The organism is Pontibacter populi (genome assembly GCF_019336435.1).
GTDB classification, from domain to species: domain Bacteria; phylum Bacteroidota; class Bacteroidia; order Cytophagales; family Hymenobacteraceae; genus Pontibacter; species Pontibacter humidus.
This window is the reverse complement of the sequence record NZ_JAHWXQ010000003.1, coordinates 150,826-168,444: the sequence shown is the minus strand read 5'-3', so window position 1 is coordinate 168,444 and position 17,619 is coordinate 150,826. Positions and strand designations below refer to the sequence as shown.

Here is a 17,619-nt window from a genome sequence, read left to right as displayed (position 1 = left end):
TACGCCAAGGAGACCGCAAGTAGAGAATATTCAGGACTCAGCGAACATTTCAGCAGCCCTACGCATTATATTAAGTGAAAGAAGAAACGATGCTGGTTTCTTATGTACAGGCAAACATCCACCGCTAATTGGATTAGCCGTCCCACCGTTAAGCAAGAATACAGAGTACATTATTTATTTTTTAATTCTAGCAAAATGCAGAATTACACCATAGTGTCGAAAGAGCTAAAAACTATCGAGCAAGTCTTAGCAACACTAAACAATACCCATAACCCTTTATTGAACCTTAAGAAAGCGAGTCACAACATAGATAGAAGCAGCTCCTTGAACAAAAGTATAAGCTCACAATTTACGGCTTGTTCTGATTCGAACAAGAAGTTTATTGAAAGAGTAGCGCTTACTGACTGGAGGCCAAGCAAGGTATATTGGAACTTGGTTACACAGAAAGGAGGAAGAGCATAATGGTAAAAGTTATAAAACCGATAGCATGCGCGTCTAGCCAGTTATCCGAGCTTCCTTCATTTCCAGCCTCAGTTTTTGAACACCTACCTGTATTGCTCAGGAAGGGAACAGACCAATTCAGTACCCAAACTGAAAAGGATGTCTTCTTAACCGGGGCTCTAGTGACCATAGGCGGTTTTCTGGATAATATCCATGGAATCTATCAGGGTGACAGGATGCACCCTAACCTGAACTGTTTTATCACAGCTCCGGCAGGCAATGGTAAATCAGCATTCAAGTATGCTCGGTACTATGGCAAACTCGTGCACGAGCTGTTACTAGAAGAAAGCAAGCAACAAGCCAAAGAATATGTTTCCAGTAAACTAAAGGGGAAAAATGGATCTTCTGAGAAAGAAGGCTCTGGTCATGACCCTTTGGCTCCTCCCTTTAAGGTAGGGTTCATCCCAGGGGATATCACATCAGCTGCGCTTCTGCGAATACTTGACGAGAATGGCGGTAAAGGCGTTATATTTGAAACAGAAGCTGACTCACTTTCCAATAACTTAGGAAAGGACTTCGGCGGCCACGATAGCATCTTCCGGAAAGTGTTTCAGCATGAACCGGTCAGTGTGACACGTAAATCCGGTGAATTCCGTGAGATAGATAGACCACGCCTGTCTATAGCTGTTTCTGGGACACCTGCACAGATCCTGAGTCTAATCCCATCTGCCGAGAATGGGCTTTTCAGCCGTTTCATCATGTACGGGTTCGGACAGAAGCCTGTCTGGAAGAAGCTGGCCGGTCAGAAAGGCAAAGTCGATCTTGTGGATCACTTTGAAGAATTAGCAAATGAAGGCCTTGCCTTGGTCAGATTTAGCCAGGAGTATCCTACTGAGTTTTCACTCAGTCCAGAACAGGAACAAAAGTTTGATGAATTCTTTGAAAAACATTTACATGAAACTGTAGCTGACTTTGGAGAAGATATTCAGGGTGTGGTCTTCAGACAGGGGCTGATGGCATTCAGATTGGCCATGATCTTAACGGCTATAAGAAAGTTCGAAGCATGTGATACGTCCGAGAAAGTGGTTTGCGCCGATGTGGATTTTGACACAGCATTGGCGTTGATAGAAACCTACAGAAAGCATTCAGCCTACTTCTACTCGAAGTTAGCGGATGTGACACCCATTAACTATAAAGGGGCTCTTGAATTATTGAAACATCTGCCCGATAAGTTCAGGCGATATGAAGCCGTGGCTATTGCTGAAAAGAATAAAATTAGCGAAAGTTCATGTGGCAACTATCTGAAAAAGTTGCTTGATACCAAGCACCTTGATCATTCTGGCTATGGCAGTTATGTAAAAATAAAAGGCTAATAACCTTGTAAACTTTGTAAAGTTTGGAGACTCCAAAGTACTGGGGTTTCCAAACTTTCTAAGCTTTCTAAAGTTATTAGGGGTTCTATTATTTACTACTTTCTCTTTTGCTATATACAGAATTAAGCCTGTAGGTATATTTGGGTAAAACATCACAGGTGTGATATACTGCTTTCCTCCCGTAAAAGCAGGAGTGGATGGCATTATGTTAGGCTGCAGACTCTGCAAGAATAGCTGAGTTCAAGAAAGCTCGAATACTTAAATAAATACAGTAGGTATCTCACTCAACCTTTTGGTGTAGCAGGGAGATTTATAATATGACTTTAACAACCAACTCTTGTCAATGCCTTGTGCTGCTATCTGCACCTTAACTTTCTCTAACCTGTCAGTCAGCATATCCATTACTCTCATTAAACTGTTATGCTTCTCCCGGTCTACAGTATCAAGAAGATCAAACCATATCTGATGTTCAGGTACGATCTCATTATGATCACCCCACTCCTCTTATACCAGTAATGTGATTTAAAGATTGCCTTAAGCGCCATTATATCATAGTGTATCAGCTGGGTTTTCTAAGCCGGTGTATCTATTAATATTTACTAATGGTTGCTCATATCTTTCCCCTCCGCAACTAAAACAGATGCCACTTTGAACGTGGCTATACTCTGGGAAACTTCCTGCGCCATGGCACCTTGAACAAGGCTTAAGGTTTGCAATCAAAGTTTTACCATCTTCAGCAAAAATATCCACCTCATTCGACTGATGAAACGTTGAATGACACCAGTTACACAGTGTAATAAGGTCTTCATTGTTATATTCCCAAGGAAGCCTATTTAGGATATAGCGTTTGTGGTGCACCTGCATATGGTATGGCTTATCTGCTAATGTAAAATCCATATCACACTTTTTGTAAGTTCCATCTGCCTGCCTTACTATTACATCATAATCAATCCAACAGTACCAAACCTCATGTCTTTCTTCATCATATTCGGTGAAGGTTTCTTCCTTATGACAGTTAGTGCATTTAAAGTGGTCTCGACTTAGAATAGTATATCTTTTTCTATGCCATTCGGCTGTTTTTAACAATTCAGCATATGGGATGTATTTGCCTTCCATCTCCAATCGGAGCTCACTATAAGACATCATATTTTAATCACTAAGGTTTATCAAATCACAAGTAAGAAGGGTTTATCAAAAGACCATAAACCTAGTTACATATCAATGTAATCGGTTTCATTTATTAAACCTAGCGTCAATAGCTCTGTCCTTAATCCTTGCAAGCTGCTCTCTGAGTTTTCTAACTGTGTTTTCCTGTCTCTCCATGTCAAGTATGTCTTTCTCCATTCTTCTGATTTCTGTGTGCTCGTCATAGGGCGTCTCGCCATTGCCCTCGCTTGTTTTTTCTCTTCGTCCTCTAAGTTCTGCAGCTCGACTCTCCTGCTGTACAATTCTCCGCTCTTCCTCAACGTTTCCGTCCTGAATACTGACAATTCTTGCTCTCTCAGCTTCAAGCTTTTCTCCATCTCTTCTGATTCGCTCAATATTTGTGCTGCATTCTCGAAGCCCTCTAACTCTTTCAACAAGCTCCTTTCTTCTTCCCTCCAATTCGTCAAAGAAATCTCCTGTTTCTCGCTGAAGCTCTTTCTGCTCTCCGATAAGGCTGTCTCTCTTTGCGTAATATCTGCCTTCCAAGTCTCGATGATGGTGTTCCTGAGCTTCTGCCTTTGCAGCAAGGCTAGCTTCTGCTGATTCAAGCTCTGCAACCTTCTCTTGCTCTCGTTTGACAAGATTTGACATTGTTGTCTCAGCTTCTGCTCTTGCTCTCCTAATAAGGTCTGCCAGCTCTTCTCCAGCTCTCTCTGCGTTTCCCTTAACTCTTGATAGCTCTTCTTCAACAGCTCTTCTTCCCTCTGCATAGTCACTGCTTCCCATAAACTTCTTAATTCCGCGTATGCATTCTCTAACTCTGAACGTGCGGCACTGGATGGTCTCTCCCTTAGGAATGTCTCCTGACTCTCTAGTAAGCTCAGTATTTGAGTTACTAATAAGGTGGGTAGCTGGATTGAATTTGGTTTTCGCTTGCTCATTGTTGTACAGCCATTTGCTGTTAATTGATGATACTATATTCTTCTCAATTTCTTGTGGGTTAGCTGCTTTGGGAATCAACAGCTCAATGGCGTCGACCCCTAAGTGCATAAGCCTCATTCTTTTTTCCTCGTCTGCCTTATGGGTAGCACAGAGTTCTATTATTAATATGGGTTTATTCTTCTCGTCTAAGAAGAGTACATCAGGCTTGACCAAGAGGTGCCTTTTCCCTCCCATACTGTCGAAGCTTCTTTCAAACTTTACTTGGCCATATTCGTCTTCGTAAATATATCTTTCGATAAGCACAGAGCTTGCCTTAACCACTCTGGATGGCGATATAGGGATGCTCCCCCCACCATACTCCTTTGGAACCTTGATTGGAACCTTTGGAACGCGCACCTCCTTAAGCCTCTGCAGAATCTCCTTTGCTATCTTGTGCCTATAGGTTTCATCAGACCAAGTGCACTCACTACTCTTATCTACATCATTCGGATGGTGTTTGAAGTGTGGCTGGAGCTTCTTACCTAAGTAGGCAATCATCTCAGAGCTGCATCCGACACAGTAATAACCGTTAGCCCCACTTTGAGCAGTGGTTATATGAATGATATGGCCCGCTATGTCCTTAGCGTACTCAAATGCCACTTCCTTTATCCTAACCATTTAATTATGCTCATAAGAGCTTATTAGATTTTTATGATTATAGCTCTACTAGAGGTAATTGTTATAGCTTACTATTGCGGCGGCGTAGTTTGTGCTATATATTGTTTCTAATATACAACAAAAGTCGTACCCAAACATGTTGCAATTAACTTCGCCTTTATTTTTGCTTGGCTGCAAGTATGACTTAAAGCGAATAAATGCTAAGTTGAGCTTATTAAAATGATAGATGATAAGAGTAATTGAAATAAAGGCTCTTCCTGACCCTGAGCTTGTTTCAATAACTGTAGAGCAGGACTTACCCAATATACCAGGATATCGAAAGAATCAGGAAAGAGTGACAGGTTATACAATAGGAAGTATTAACTACCATTGCCGCATAGGGGACGTATTTGACCATACTTATCTAAAAATCATTACACAGGGCCACCCCTTTGGCTTTGACCCCAATAATTATGATATCGATATCAAGTTTGCCATCAAGTGCTTTCAGTTTGAAAGTCATTTTGAGAATGGTTTATATTATAAATATCAGACTATCGAGATAAAAGATACAAGCGAGGCTTTACAGTTTTTGAAAGATAATTATTATGAAGCAGATGTAAGTATGGGTGGCGATAACAGTGCTCGTAATCGATATGTCACAAATGCCACAGCCAGCTCAATGGCTCGCTATGCTATGGTTTATCTCAATACTCAAGGATACACACCTAGCCAGATATATAAGCTGAGAAAGAACCTATCCTTGGATAATCTGAATAGTAGAAGGTTTACTATAGAAGAACTGTTATTGTGCTTTGAGAAACAGAGCGCCTACTTCCTAAACCTTTACAAAGAGATGAATGAAAATGACAGGTTCGAAAACCATTTGAAGAACTTATCTCCACATGCTAAGGCTTTATTAATGTTAGAGGGACATGGGTCGATTGACCAAATAGCAGCAAGATTTAGGAGGCAGGTATTCCACAAGCATGTTTCTCGCTATAAGCATCTTCCTACTCATAATCTTGTTCATCAATGCGAAAGTATACACAATGATTATGATGAGAATGGTGTATTTCACGCCAATACAAAAGTCTTTGGTTCTAATAAAGAAACTAAATTCTATGTTGTGACAGAAGATTATCTGAAACAGCTTGGGATGGGGCTTTGTAAGAATTGTCAAGGTATTGATGATAAACAAAATACTAATTCAAGCTTCTATTCATCAGATGCAGATAATGATTTACCTTTTTAGGATGGCCTATTGACTATAATGAATTGATAACCTCAGGCACATTGTTTAGAGGGGAGTTTACTAAAGGCGATACTTGATAAGTTTTCATATCTTCTGCCTTGAAGGGCTTAAGCAGTGAAAGAAGATTTTCCTGCGTTTCGTGTTCATCCAACCACAGTTCCTCAGCCTCAGGGGAGAGTATCACCGGCATACGATCGTGGATCGGCTTCACTACTTCATTCGCACTTGTTGTAATGATGGTATAGGTATGCAACACTTCGCCTGAACTCCTATCCACCCACTCATCCCATAAACCAGCAAACGAAAACAGTTCTTCATTCTTGAGCAGGACTCTGTAAGGCACCTTTCCATGGGTTGAGGCCTGCCACTCGTAAAAGCCATCAGCAGGGACCAGGCAGCGTTTAGATTTCAGTAGAGTTCTAAAAGAAGGCTTCTCTATTAGTGTCTCTGCTCTGGCATTGATAGAACGTTTGACTGCTTTAGCATCCTTCGCCCAGAAGGGTTGCAGCCCCCAGGAGAAGAACTGCACTTCATTTGGATGGTCATTAGTAACGACAGGTAGCTTCTGTGAAGGGGCTGCGTTATAATTCGCTTCCTGTTGGTAGCTTTCGAGGAACTTGGAAGCATGTGATTTCCGCTTCGCTTTTGGAATAACTGAATATCTTCCACACATGGTGCTGAGCTGGTTGTTACAATCCTTCTACGAGCTTAAAACCAAAGCAAGCCATAATATACCAATCATAAACAAGATCAGCTTTGTTACGTCTATAAACTGGTATTATCTTAATAAGCATATTATGTCAAGAAGAAATCTCCTCTACCCATTCTTCATAGTCCTGTTCCTGCTAAGTTGTAAGGAAACAGAAGTAGCTCCTCAACAGTCATCATCTCTCGATGGCAAACATTTACTGTTAGGTAATCCAAGTGGTGCGACAACTGATGTTAATAACTTCAATAATTATTTAGTTGAAATACCACAGTATGCACTGTCTTATAGTCGTGATAGGGGAACGCCTAACTGGGTGAGCTGGTATGTGAGCAAGGACTGGCTGGGTACAGCAGATAGACAGGATGATTTTAGGGCTGACCAAAGCCTGCCTGAAGGCTGGTATAAGGTAGTTGCCTCTAGTTATACAAGCAGTGGCTTTGATCGGGGCCATAATACCCCATCTGCAGACAGGACCAGGACTGTGGAAGATAACTCAGCGACCTTCCTAATGACTAACATGATCCCACAAGCACCTAACCATAATCGCCAGACCTGGGCTAATCTGGAAGATTACACTCGTGATTTGGTAGATTCTGGCATGGAAGTATACGTGATCATGGGAAGCTATGGAAGTGGTGGCACAGGCAGCAATGGATTGGCGCATACCATAGATCAGGGAAGAGTGACAGTACCTAATCGTATCTGGAAAGTATTGCTCATACTTCCTGAAGGGATAAACGATCTGGGCAGGATAAACTCCAGCACAAGGGTGATAGCCATAGACACACCTAACAATAACAGCATCAACTCTGATTGGGGAGCTTATCGCACTACAGTAGACGCGATAGAGATAGCAACAGGATATGATCTTCTTTCCAGTTTAGCTAAAGAGCTGCAAGAGACTTTGGAGAGACAGACTGACAGAGGACCAACAAGGTGAAGTATTCTTACAATTTGAAGTAAAACAGTCTGGTTATTCAATTCCAAATACAATGTTCTTAGGGGGATAGATCGTAAGGCGTAACAGGTTTGCTTCGACTATATCTGCAGATGTTCTGGAGAATCTGATCTTTGCTTTTTCCAGCACTTCAGCAGCAATAAACTGCTTCCTTTTTACGAAAGTATACCCAGCAACCTTGGCTTCAGGATCAATGCCTTCAAGTTCAATGTCAATAACAATATGGCTTCCATCGCTTACTTCCAGCCCAGCAAACTTCAGGTTATCCATTCTGTTTACGACCTTGATAAGCTTTTCAGGGTTTATATAATAAGTCTGTTCCATGCTCATGAGTTAGATGTGTTTTTGTTTAACCTGTTCCAGCCAGTTTACCAGCTCTTCAACTCCCCCTTTCTTTTTGCAGTAACCACAACCCCAGCTATCAGCAGCAATCATGATCCAGTGATGCCCCCCAGAAGGACAATTTGCCTTCCATGAATTGCCATCGTCATCTACAGGCACAGGATTCAGTCTGTATCTGCTGCATAGTTCTGTAAGTTCAGTCGTATTCAGCTTCGCCTTTTCCTGCTGCTTCCTGACAAGTTCAAGCGAGATGTTGTACAGGTTGTTGTATTCATCATGAGTAAACAGAGCGCTCCCAACAAAGTGTGGATAGTTTCTTACCAAAGAGGAAGTGATATACTCTATAATAAAATCACCTAGTATATTCTTAATGGTTGCAGTACTATCCCTTAGATTCATTGTATGAACAGACATTGCATCTGGATAATGCCTCTTGTAGTACTCGCCAGCCCTGAATTCACTTAATACCTTAAGCTGCCCTCCATCAATATTGTAGTATAAGCGTGTTTCGCCAATCTCCAGTCCCATTTCTCCACTTTCAAAGACAGTAAGAAAATAAGTAAAGTCTTTAGATTCTATCATTAAACAGGATCAGTTTATCATATTCGTTTCCTTCAGCCAGTCGAAGATAAGCTTGTCTACTGGGGAAATAAGCTCCCTGTCCTTATAAGTCAGCCAGACTACTTCTTCTATCTCTGCTGAAGGACTGATAGTTCCTTTGAAACCACCTGTATAGCAGGTCATCTTCACCTCAATACCTTCTGCATGACTGTCTGCCTGTGCCTGAAACACACCTGCAAACTTTATTGTGTCTTCAAGCAATTCTACGCTCAGCTCTTCCCTGATTTCTCTGGTAAGTGCTTCCTGATCACTTTCTCCAGCCTCACGCTTTCCACCAGGTATATAATACTTTATTCTTCCTTTACTTCTGGTGCTCAGTATCTTCCCATCCTGTATCTCCAGCCAAGCTAGTTTGTCTATGACCTTCATTACTTCCCCAGTTCTGAGATCAGCATGTTTCGTCGAAATATTCTATTCCATCAATAAAGAACCTGAGCTGCTGACCTCTGACAGTCATTTGAAAAGTAGCGCAGGCTATAACATAGGCGCTTCTTACAGAGGTAGCTTCTATCTGCAGCCTCTCATATTCAAATGGGAATATTTCACCTGTTAATGGGTTTGGCCCTGGCTCTCTGATAATCTCTACTTTATATTCGTTGATCATGATCCTTACTTATAGCTCCAAAATTACGCAATTTAGGCTCATTTTCAGTGTTGAATATATTGTTGGGGAGGCAGATATAGTTTTTAAGAATCTTAATTACCTCGACCGAGGCAAAATAAGAGAGTCAACATCATGATTGCCAGAAAGCCTGTAGCCATTTCATTAACCTATGGCTCTATGGTCAGGTTGCTCTATAGCGATAAATTAATTTATGCTTATATCAAAGGTTGTCATAGTGGTCCCTTGTGATACTGTAACTCTGGCTGTGGCACTGGTTATGCTACCAGAGGAGTAATCCCTCTGATAGGATAGAGTGCCTCCAGAATAAATGTACCCTGAATTGTTGTATCCTGAGTGAACACTCCCACCGTTTCCAAAATCAATTGCAACAACTCTGTCATATTGCACTTTAACACTTAAGGTATAAGTGCTTCTCGTGTAGGAACTTGAATTGTAGTATCTGACAGTAGCTTCATACCACCCATCTTCGATGCCAAAAGTTCTGATGTTCTCTGTTGGATGACTGATTTCTGTGTTAGCATAACTGCTGAAAGTTAAGGATGACAGAATGATGCATACTAGTACAAGTTGTTTCATGGCTTATCTTTTAAGTTTTATGCAATGTATAAGGTTTTTACTATATTGCACATATAATATAATATATTATATTTTAAATAATACTGATATAAGGAAAGAAGCTGATATCCTAAACAACAAGCGGCAGTCGCTGAAAAGCCTACAGAGTAAGCACAATGAAAACAACTAAAGAGTTATGAAGAAATCATTATTAGCATTCCTTTTCTTATTTATTTCCATCCAGTGTTTCTCACAAGAAAGAAAGCCTGATACTATTACCAAGCTGAATGGGGAAAGCATGGAAGTATTAGTAAGCACTGTAGGCGATAAAGAGATTTCATTTGTTTATCTTAATGAAACAGTGACAAATGTTATCAACAAAAACCAGGTAAAGGAAATTAAGTTTGCGAGCGGCAGAGTACAGAAGTTCTCAGAAAAGATCGTTATCAATGGTGAGCAAGACTGGGAGAAAGTAATAGTTACAACATTAGAGAGTGATGTCGCAGGCTTGGTCAGAAAAGGTGAAGTTAGAGCTAAAGCTTCAGGCGGATCGACTTTCTCAAATCAAGCAAACATTGACGAAAAGGCAACAATGAAGCTTAAGAAAGAAGCTGCTGCAATGGGTGCACATATTATACTTATTCAGTCTCAGAAAACTGAAACCGGTGGCTATTCTGGCGCAGGAGGAATGGGTACAGTACCTAAAAGCTTAAAGCAAGGAGTAGCATATTCATATCAATAGCCGAATTCTACTTTACCTTATTAAAGCACCAGCTAATTGATTTAGTTGGTGCTTTTTTAGCATTTATAAGTAACTGCAATCATCGTTAAAGACAGGCAACAGATTTGGGATAGCAGCCAACGAAAGCATACTATCCCGTTCTATCTAGCTGCAGCAAATACAAAATGCTACGTTCTTTCAGTGGTTTGATTTTAAGGAGTAACCATCCCTTAAAACAATGACAAAGAAATTCAATATAATCAGTCTATATACCAACTTGTGGATTTGCCTTGTACTGCTCCCTGTATCTGAGATGCCAAGTCTAGCGCATTGACAGAACGATCCAGGAACTGGTCGATGTAGGTTGACTTATTGGCTCCGGTTAAAAGGTTGTAAAGTTTCCACAGGCTGATGCTCCCATCTTCCTCCTTGCAGAAGGAGGAGTCCCTGTAGTAGTCCCTGCAGACAGCGGTCAACTGGGAGTCCCCATACAACAAAGGGGGGATTGACTTCTTCTTCTCACTGGGAAGGTGCTGGTACATCCTGCAGCGCCCCAGCAGCTGAGCGAACTGCCGTTCTGTAATAGAGTAATCAGTTAAAGCTTGCATCTGTCTCAGGTGCTGATCCTGATCGAACGAGCTCAAAAGGTTGTAAATCCCTGCATAAAGCTGTTCCACATGGTTTACTCTAAGGTCAGTTAGATAACCATCCGTTCTCACGCACAGGTTGGTGCATACCAAGTTATTAAAGCCAATGAACACCTTGAAGTGCTCCGCAGCGCCCTTCCTATTGTAGAGGTTATCCAGGTTGTAGGCCTTAACGCCTCCAATGGTCAGGGTAAGTTGGTTGCCATCTATGGTGTTAATGATAGACGGAATCTCCAGGAGAAACATCATGCGCTCATAGTACAGCGTTTTCTCCCAGTCCAGCAGCTGGTCGGCAGGCTTGTCCTTGGCCTCCGGGATCCTGCCCTTGATGGGGTGGCTGCACCTGATTTGAGGAGCCCGGATCTGCCCGCCGCTGAAGACGGAGGAAGAAATTTCCTGAGTCGTACGGATGAAGTCCGCCTGGCTGATCAACGGCTCGTTGTCCTTCACATAGACAGGAATGATATGCTCCTGCTGCAACTCAGACAAAAGAACTGGTACGGTGTTGGCCTCTATGAAAGCGGAAGATACGGATGGTGTTGCCTCTGCCCGGTTGCTGGTAACTGTAAGCCTGGGCTCCGATTGGGGAATTACCCTGATAAGTGAATGTCTCATATCAATTAAGTTTGCGGTTGATTTAAATGGTTGAAGTGCTGCTAAGGGACAGCAGCATGGCATGGCCGCTACCCCTTCCCATCTTGCTGCAGCGCATGGTGGCGGCTCCGTTCTTTCAGTAGTTTTTTAGTTAGCAGGAGAAACTATCTCACAGAACAATGCCTAAGAAATTCAGCATAACTCCTGTCCGTCCTTTCAGCTCACCGCCGTGGCTACGAACTGCGTTGGCGGCCTGTAGCTGAAATGGTGGTGCGGGTACAGTTTGCCCTGGATGTAAAACAGGATGGTGCCAGTATTCCAGCTCAGCACCTTGTCCACCCTTTTCCGCTCTCCTTCTTCAATGCTGCGGATAGCTTTGATGCAGACCACCTGAAAGGGGCAGTAAGCCCTCTGCAGCCTGAAGGCAGATAGGAACAGGCAGCTGTCGGAGAACTCGCTGGGTTCTGCGCTCAGCAGGTATTTGGTCAGCATGTTTGTAGCCGTTAAGTGGAAAATAAAAAGGGCAGCCTTTCAGCCACCCTCCGCTTCTTACGCTGCTGTCTTCAGCTGAAAGACTTCCTGCTCCATCGTCCTTTCGATCGGATCATAGTAGTAGGAATAAGCCAGCGAAATGATCTCGTCCGTGCCCGGAATGTGGTAATCATACGGATCGCACACTACTTTCTCAATGTTACCCGGAAGCGTCTTGCCGATCAGCCCCTGGCACATGGGATCGTTGAAGGTGCAGGGAATGGTGCAGGTCTTGGCAGTCGCGTAAAACCTGCCGGATTGCCTGGACTGGATCAACTCTATTTCCCCTTGCAGAAGGAGGACATTGAACTCTTTTCCGTCCTCGGACGTGCGCTTTTTAAAGCCGGTAATGGTTACCATCGTCTTTTTATTTTTTAGTGGTACAAAACTACGGGGGTACCTCCGCCCGCCGGTTGAGGTGGGGGGCTTGCTACTGGGAGGGTGGTGTTTTGACTTCCACAAAAAATAAAAAATAATTTAACGCTATCTTAATACTATATCAGCCTTGAGGGATTGGGATATGAAACCGGATTTTGCAGCAACTCCTGGTAAACGCTTGAGTTGACTTAAACAGACCAGTGATGATTTATGCGATAATACATTTCGCCTTGTTCCAGTGTTATAGTAATAGGACGGAATGAATAATCCTAGAATAATTAATTCTAGAATGTTATTCCAGCAGATCAAACCTTCAAAAAAAATAAATTAAAAATGATGGAAGACTATTACTTCGAGGAAAAGGATCATACATTGATTATTAATTATCACGCGTATGGCAGCTACAGACAGTACTCAATACCCAAAAGAGAATTAGGAAGGACCAGAGGCCAGGAATCAGAATGGATTATGCAGATATTAAACAAGAACTGGGTATGCAAGTCTATGTTATACAAGTTAGCGATGAGAATCCAGCACTATTATCCTAATAATCATATTGATTGGGAATCAACGTATGCCATAGTCGAATCTCATTTTAGCGATTAGCAATTGAAGGATTTAGAACCCCATTATATAAGTTTCAGTTCAAATTTAAATAATGGGGGTTCTACTCATTAGAATTGTATAATGCTTTTAATTAAGGGTTAGCATTGATGCTACTTATTCTATTCGTTATTCGAACACCTCAATGATGTACCTCCTTCGAATAATATTATTCATAAAATCATCTTTTTGATACATTTGACAAAGAACTCCTAATCCAATAGTATTTAAGATGTATAGTTTATCCACTCTATGTAGCTCACCTATTATTTTAGCCTTTACACCTTCATAATGAGCAGAGCTATTGATTTCATCATGCTTATTTACATACTCTTTTATAAAACCTAATACTTCAGTAGGTGTAAGAGCTAGCCTTAAGAATGATATCTGCTCTAACTTCTCTAGCAGTTTTCTCTTAAGTTTATGATAACCTACAGGAAAAATTTCCGACTCTCCTGTATCTAGGTTTAGCAGTGGTACAGAATCCAATTTACTAAACCGTGAAATACGTAATTCTTCCACAACCTTCTTTAAATCGAGGCATATGCTATCTTGGTGAGAATTAACGAATGTATTAATCAGATAGATGAGCAATATGGCCTTATCATTCCTGTTTTCTCTTCTTGACTTAAGTGAAGTCCAATACTTTATGAAGTGCACCAGATTAGATCGTAGTTTTAGCTCCCCCTCCTGATTTATAAGAGCAGCATTTATACCAGCAGCAAACTTCTTGATGGTAGGATGTGAATTCTGGTTCGTATTATGCCAATCTACTTCAGTTACCCCGATGCATTTTGCCAGTTCATCCTTTAAGAAGTTGCTGCAAGATGAGGAATCCATTAACCCTAGAAGAAAGGCATTCTTGGAAATCTGATTCTTCAGGATGCTCAATCTCTCACTAATCCTTTCTATTATATGATCACACTCATCTTCTAAATAGATATCTATTAGAAGCTCTTCAACTACAAATTTGCCTACATGCTCTAGGACATCTTCATAGAATGATGTCCTTTCTGTATACTTTGTCTCAGAGTAACTTTTGTGTATCCTCTCAAAAGCTTGGTTTTTAAATTTTTCGTTGAAAGCTAAGATAGATTCATGTTCACTTAGCTTACCTAGCTCTTTATGTAAGTTCAGAAGAAAATATTTATTGCTAGTACTAAACATCAGTAAATTTTTGGTTCACTTTTACTTTACAGTGTTGTGAAGCTCCCTCCGAAGTATTGTTTGTTAGGAATGAATATCTCTTCCAGGTTCACCTCACATAATATATGGTTGTGAAAACTAATGTTACAAAACCTCAAAGATGTATTTAGTGCGGATTATACTTTTAAAAAAATGGCATTTCAAATACTGCTCTTTTAAAAGATCGACACCGAGTGTCTCTATTATCTTACATTTTGACACACTTCCTATTGATTTTCGAAGCTTTTCATATAAAGTCTTATCTAATACTTTATCTAATACTATCATTTCAAGTAAGAGTTCGAGCACTTCTTCTTCCTTAAGTGGTGCACAAGATATATTTGCTTGTTCCTCAATTTTTATCAATAAATCATTGAACTGTTCATGCTGCTTGAGATACTTATCGCCAAAAACTAGAGGCGCTTTGACATCATGATCGAATAAAGGTATCAGTGAAAGATCATCAAGCCTTAATTTTCTAAAGTTTCTCAAAAGTTCTAAGAAACCCTTAAGCCTTCTGAAGACCACGCTGATGTTCACCATATTGGCCGATCGGTCATCATAATCATCTAGCGCCTTGATTAGGTTGCTATTGAATATTTTCAAGACTGTACATGCACAAGTGATTTTATCTACATTACTTAAAGTACCGAAGTATTTAACAAAATGCATGATGACCCTTTGTGACTCAAGCTTAGTATCATCTAACTGTATAAGTTCCCATATCTTCTCTGCAATGGAATAGGCTATGGATAGAATTCCTTTTGCATCTTTAGGTACACCTATGTCCCATAGATTCGAAAAGAGGTAATAGTTGCGTTCATTGCCAATACTGATTAGCCCAGGAACTAAAGGAGCCCGCATAGCTATCTCCTTTAAAACTCTATTTCCCATAATGCTTCTCAATATACGATCACAATCTTGATGTAGATAGATGTCAATCATAAGCTCATTGACATATTCTCTTAGGTGTGCTTCTATATATTCTCCTAGACCAGAGCTCAATATCTCTTCGTACAGAGAAATTATCTGCTTAGGTTCCTTCATTCGTCTTCTAAAGGAAGCCTTAAGTAGTTCTATCGCTTCATCTTTGAACTTACTGTCAAACCGTAGCTTTCTATTCCTCTTTCCGCTAAGGGGAGAAAGGTGAGCATTCACCTTCTCTAAAAATCCAATGCTTTCTTCTTGAAAGCTCAAGTCTCTTGTATACATCCTGTTTCAGATCCTTGGTAAATCACCCTTTTGAATAGACCGAGATCTTCATCAACAAGTATTCTCCTATCTAAGAACATGTTCCTCTTTTCGCAAGAGGTCTCACTAACGAGACCACATGAAAAGCAAGACGCAAGATTTAGTTCGAACAAACCTTGCCCTTCTGATTCCCAGCAAAGAGGGTCACTTGAGCATATTGTTGCACGTTCGAACGCTCGTTTCAATAGCACATTAAGGTTCTCTTGTCTTGTCTGAGCTATCAGTCCTCCCATACTACCTTCTGCTCCCTCCGACGTATAGACCAACACCCCATACATCTTTGTATCGTCATTGGCTGAGATGTAAAGCCTTTCTGATAATGAGGCTGTAGGGTATCCACACTGGAATTCCAACTCACGCATGACTAGGTGAGAGAAAGTATGGACAATGTATAAGGCATTCCCATTATCAATAGCATGCTTTTGGGATGTTTGGCCAAAAGTGTCTAGTTGCCTACTGAACATTTTATGGAATCTATGGTCAAGAGCAACTTGTTCTAATTGCTCCTCATCAAAAGCGAAGAAGATACCCTCTCCAAAACTTTCTACTGCTGGATATACTCGGACGTCTTGGGGAAAGCTTCTGAATATATTCTGAGGTTTGACATTGGTCCCAGCGTCAGCATCGACAGGTCTATCTCTTGAAAAGTCCAGTTGCGTGGTCGTAAGCATCAGTTGGTCTATACGTAATACCTTTCTGAAAAAGCCTCTGAGATCACTTGTTAGATTCTCCGTTACGTCCTTTACAAAGAGCCTGTCCTTGTCAACATTGATATCATCATCTGACCTAGAAGTTAAGATGTTGAACTCTTTGTGTCTGAACTGAACGTCTCTCTCGGCCTGATCTATCTCTTGGTCTGTACCAGCCTCACCTTCAGGGAGACCATCTTGGAAGCCCCTCACAGTTGCTTCCCATAATGGATGTGATATTGCTTCTACATCCTCAAACTTCTCTTTTCCAATATATTTTATGGCAATTGCCTTTATGCTATCTGATGGTATACCCGCTTCGAACAACTTTTGACTCTGCTCTCTCAAGAGATCTAATATCTCTTCGGAATACCTCTTATATAACACCTCCGGCATATAGATACTCGAGATACTTCTTGAGAAATAAAGGTTATTCCCTGTGGTCAAGACAACCTTCATGGACCTGTCACAAGCTTCAGTAGGTGGTTCCTTATCCCTAGCATTATCATTTCCGGAGTAATATCTGTTATCACCGGTCTCTACTTCCCAAGGCTTATGGCCAGGGCATTTTACTTTGATGTTGAATAGGCCTTTTAGTGAGACCCCACTGCCACAGCCCTTATTGTTACAGTTTAAGAACTTACCATCGAAACCCGCTGTGTTGCCCTGACTGTCCTTGATACTGATATCTGGCTTACTGCAGCATGTGGAAGCTCCAAAGATGTCAGCAAATCCTTCTTGCTTCACATGAGGGTTCTCCCTTTTCCAACGAAGATACTTGGCCCATGGGAAAGAACTTATGTGTCCATGCTCACATATCAAGATTACATTGTCTTGTTTTAGAACAGTACCATTAGGTTTACCCTTTTGGTCTCTTTGCACTGAGACCTCATCACCGACCTTCCTTGTAAGGGCCCGTTTAGGTGGGAAGAACAGGTTCAGATCATCTCTCCCCACAGCTCTCTTCCAATCAGCAAACCATTCCTTGTATGATTTCAAGGCTTTGGACTGTTCGTCTATGAAGTTCTTCGGCAGGAAGGTACTGCTGATAGCCAAAGGAGTGCCATCATTCTGTATCCTATTGGAATGCTCATTAACCTCTATGCTAGGAATCAGGATCAAGCTGTGCAGGTTAGGTAACCTTTTCCTTGATTTAAGGTCCTGTAAAAGGCGCCAGTCCCTCGATCGTTGCAATCCTTTTTTAGCCAATCCTTTGTCAATGTTCTTTTGAGGTTCTTGGTCCTGCTCAACAACTTCATCCATTGCTATTTCTAGGAATCCCCACTCCTCAATGCAGGAAACTATAATGGAACCATATTGTGTGTGTAAAAGGGAGCCTGCTCCACCATATGCAGAAAGTAACTTATACTGGCTCAGGCTCTCATTCGCCTGGTTGTTCTTGCTAAACGACATGACT

General features: G+C 41.3%; 19 protein-coding genes. 4 read left to right on the top strand and 15 right to left on the bottom strand.

Annotation, left to right across the window (positions count from 1 at the left end):
- Positions 1-461: 461 nt before the first annotated feature.
- Complete coding sequence (locus tag KYK27_RS12495) at positions 462-1,814, top strand: DUF3987 domain-containing protein (RefSeq protein WP_219337369.1); 1,353 nt, start codon at positions 462-464, stop codon at positions 1,812-1,814.
- Positions 1,815-2,072: 258 nt separating this feature from the next.
- On the opposite strand, the gene KYK27_RS18590 is transcribed toward KYK27_RS12495, so the two are convergent.
- From KYK27_RS18590 to KYK27_RS12480, 3 genes are all read right to left on the bottom strand, one after another.
- Positions 2,073-2,225, bottom strand: a complete 153-nt coding sequence (locus KYK27_RS18590) for a DUF4113 domain-containing protein (RefSeq protein WP_199110384.1) — start codon at positions 2,223-2,225, stop codon at positions 2,073-2,075.
- Positions 2,226-2,363: 138 nt separating this feature from the next.
- Positions 2,364-2,960: a hypothetical protein gene (locus KYK27_RS12485; protein ID WP_219337368.1), complete on the bottom strand. Its 597-nt coding sequence runs from the start codon at positions 2,958-2,960 to the stop codon at positions 2,364-2,366.
- Between the two features lie 87 nt (positions 2,961-3,047).
- Entirely contained in the window at positions 3,048-4,559 is a 1,512-nt protein-coding gene (locus KYK27_RS12480; protein WP_199110382.1) for a competence protein CoiA family protein, read from the bottom strand.
- A gap of 226 nt (positions 4,560-4,785) precedes the next feature.
- On the opposite strand from KYK27_RS12480, the gene KYK27_RS12475 reads away from it, so the two are divergent.
- Positions 4,786-5,793, top strand: coding sequence for a hypothetical protein (locus tag KYK27_RS12475; RefSeq protein ID WP_199110381.1), 1,008 nt, complete (start codon positions 4,786-4,788; stop codon positions 5,791-5,793).
- A gap of 13 nt (positions 5,794-5,806) precedes the next feature.
- Here the strand turns inward: KYK27_RS12475 and KYK27_RS12470 are convergent, their stop codons facing one another.
- Positions 5,807-6,466, bottom strand: a complete 660-nt coding sequence (locus tag KYK27_RS12470; RefSeq protein ID WP_199110380.1) for an SOS response-associated peptidase — start codon at positions 6,464-6,466, stop codon at positions 5,807-5,809.
- Between KYK27_RS12470 and KYK27_RS12465 the strand changes: the two genes are divergently transcribed.
- Entirely contained in the window at positions 6,465-7,442 is a 978-nt protein-coding gene (locus KYK27_RS12465; RefSeq protein ID WP_317195928.1) for a DNA/RNA non-specific endonuclease, read from the top strand. The two genes, KYK27_RS12470 and KYK27_RS12465, sit on opposite strands and share 2 nt — an antisense overlap.
- A gap of 33 nt (positions 7,443-7,475) precedes the next feature.
- On the opposite strand, the gene KYK27_RS12460 is transcribed toward KYK27_RS12465, so the two are convergent.
- The 5 genes from KYK27_RS12460 to KYK27_RS12440 all read right to left on the bottom strand — a co-directional run bounded on the left by KYK27_RS12460 (position 7,476) and on the right by KYK27_RS12440 (position 9,624).
- Complete coding sequence (locus KYK27_RS12460; protein ID WP_219337367.1) at positions 7,476-7,790, bottom strand: hypothetical protein; 315 nt, start codon at positions 7,788-7,790, stop codon at positions 7,476-7,478.
- Between the two features lie 3 nt (positions 7,791-7,793).
- Positions 7,794-8,384, bottom strand: coding sequence for a hypothetical protein (locus KYK27_RS12455; protein WP_199110378.1), 591 nt, complete (start codon positions 8,382-8,384; stop codon positions 7,794-7,796).
- Positions 8,385-8,393: 9 nt separating this feature from the next.
- A complete protein-coding gene (locus KYK27_RS12450) occupies positions 8,394-8,792 on the bottom strand; it encodes an NUDIX hydrolase (protein WP_199110377.1) in 399 nt (132 codons plus the stop codon).
- Positions 8,793-8,811: 19 nt separating this feature from the next.
- Positions 8,812-9,027 (bottom strand): hypothetical protein, encoded by a 216-nt coding sequence (locus KYK27_RS12445; protein ID WP_199110376.1) that lies wholly within the window; start codon positions 9,025-9,027, stop codon positions 8,812-8,814.
- Between the two features lie 204 nt (positions 9,028-9,231).
- Positions 9,232-9,624 carry a hypothetical protein gene (locus tag KYK27_RS12440; protein WP_199110375.1) on the bottom strand — a complete coding sequence of 131 codons (393 nt, stop codon included), beginning with the start codon at positions 9,622-9,624 and terminating at the stop codon, positions 9,232-9,234.
- 175 nt (positions 9,625-9,799) lie between these two features.
- On the opposite strand from KYK27_RS12440, the gene KYK27_RS12435 reads away from it, so the two are divergent.
- The gene (locus tag KYK27_RS12435) at positions 9,800-10,345 is read left to right on the top strand and encodes a hypothetical protein (RefSeq protein ID WP_199110374.1); all 546 of its coding nucleotides are present in this window, start codon (positions 9,800-9,802) and stop codon (positions 10,343-10,345) included.
- A 239-nt stretch (positions 10,346-10,584) separates the two neighbouring features.
- On the opposite strand, the gene KYK27_RS12430 is transcribed toward KYK27_RS12435, so the two are convergent.
- The 6 genes from KYK27_RS12430 to drmB form a co-directional block, all read right to left on the bottom strand.
- Positions 10,585-11,586, bottom strand: coding sequence for a DUF3871 family protein (locus KYK27_RS12430; protein WP_199110373.1), 1,002 nt, complete (start codon positions 11,584-11,586; stop codon positions 10,585-10,587).
- 195 nt (positions 11,587-11,781) lie between these two features.
- Positions 11,782-12,057: a hypothetical protein gene (locus tag KYK27_RS12425; protein WP_199110372.1), complete on the bottom strand. Its 276-nt coding sequence runs from the start codon at positions 12,055-12,057 to the stop codon at positions 11,782-11,784.
- Between the two features lie 57 nt (positions 12,058-12,114).
- Positions 12,115-12,372: a hypothetical protein gene (locus KYK27_RS12420; RefSeq protein ID WP_199110371.1), complete on the bottom strand. Its 258-nt coding sequence runs from the start codon at positions 12,370-12,372 to the stop codon at positions 12,115-12,117.
- Positions 12,373-13,206: 834 nt separating this feature from the next.
- Positions 13,207-14,244, bottom strand: coding sequence for a hypothetical protein (locus KYK27_RS12415; RefSeq protein WP_199110370.1), 1,038 nt, complete (start codon positions 14,242-14,244; stop codon positions 13,207-13,209).
- Between the two features lie 123 nt (positions 14,245-14,367).
- Positions 14,368-15,459 (bottom strand): hypothetical protein, encoded by a 1,092-nt coding sequence (locus KYK27_RS12410; protein ID WP_199110369.1) that lies wholly within the window; start codon positions 15,457-15,459, stop codon positions 14,368-14,370.
- Positions 15,456-17,615 (bottom strand): DUF1998 domain-containing protein, encoded by a 2,160-nt coding sequence (gene drmB / locus KYK27_RS12405; RefSeq protein WP_199110368.1) that lies wholly within the window; start codon positions 17,613-17,615, stop codon positions 15,456-15,458. The genes KYK27_RS12410 and drmB overlap by 4 nt, the downstream gene beginning before the upstream one ends.
- Positions 17,616-17,619 lie beyond the last annotated feature (4 nt).

Bases quoted from the DNA above. Each gene is read 5' to 3' on its own strand.
- KYK27_RS12450 (WP_199110377.1), bottom strand. From the start codon at position 8,792: ATGAAGGTCATAGACAAACTAGCTTGGCTGGAGATACAGGATGGGAAG.
- KYK27_RS12475 (WP_199110381.1), top strand. From the start codon at position 4,786: ATGATAAGAGTAATTGAAATAAAGGCTCTTCCTGACCCTGAGCTTGTT.
- KYK27_RS12445 (WP_199110376.1), bottom strand. From the start codon at position 9,027: ATGATCAACGAATATAAAGTAGAGATTATCAGAGAGCCAGGGCCAAAC.
- KYK27_RS12425 (WP_199110372.1), bottom strand. From the start codon at position 12,057: ATGCTGACCAAATACCTGCTGAGCGCAGAACCCAGCGAGTTCTCCGAC.
- drmB (WP_199110368.1), bottom strand. From the start codon at position 17,615: ATGTCGTTTAGCAAGAACAACCAGGCGAATGAGAGCCTGAGCCAGTAT.
- KYK27_RS12480 (WP_199110382.1), bottom strand. From the start codon at position 4,559: ATGGTTAGGATAAAGGAAGTGGCATTTGAGTACGCTAAGGACATAGCG.
- KYK27_RS12485 (WP_219337368.1), bottom strand. From the start codon at position 2,960: ATGATGTCTTATAGTGAGCTCCGATTGGAGATGGAAGGCAAATACATC.
- KYK27_RS12435 (WP_199110374.1), top strand. From the start codon at position 9,800: ATGAAGAAATCATTATTAGCATTCCTTTTCTTATTTATTTCCATCCAG.
- KYK27_RS12495 (WP_219337369.1), top strand. From the start codon at position 462: ATGGTAAAAGTTATAAAACCGATAGCATGCGCGTCTAGCCAGTTATCC.
- KYK27_RS12440 (WP_199110375.1), bottom strand. From the start codon at position 9,624: ATGAAACAACTTGTACTAGTATGCATCATTCTGTCATCCTTAACTTTC.
- KYK27_RS18590 (WP_199110384.1), bottom strand. From the start codon at position 2,225: ATGAGAGTAATGGATATGCTGACTGACAGGTTAGAGAAAGTTAAGGTG.
- KYK27_RS12460 (WP_219337367.1), bottom strand. From the start codon at position 7,790: ATGAGCATGGAACAGACTTATTATATAAACCCTGAAAAGCTTATCAAG.
- KYK27_RS12430 (WP_199110373.1), bottom strand. From the start codon at position 11,586: ATGAGACATTCACTTATCAGGGTAATTCCCCAATCGGAGCCCAGGCTT.
- KYK27_RS12455 (WP_199110378.1), bottom strand. From the start codon at position 8,384: ATGATAGAATCTAAAGACTTTACTTATTTTCTTACTGTCTTTGAAAGT.
- KYK27_RS12465 (WP_317195928.1), top strand. From the start codon at position 6,465: ATGGTGCTGAGCTGGTTGTTACAATCCTTCTACGAGCTTAAAACCAAA.
- KYK27_RS12470 (WP_199110380.1), bottom strand. From the start codon at position 6,466: ATGTGTGGAAGATATTCAGTTATTCCAAAAGCGAAGCGGAAATCACAT.
- KYK27_RS12415 (WP_199110370.1), bottom strand. From the start codon at position 14,244: ATGTTTAGTACTAGCAATAAATATTTTCTTCTGAACTTACATAAAGAG.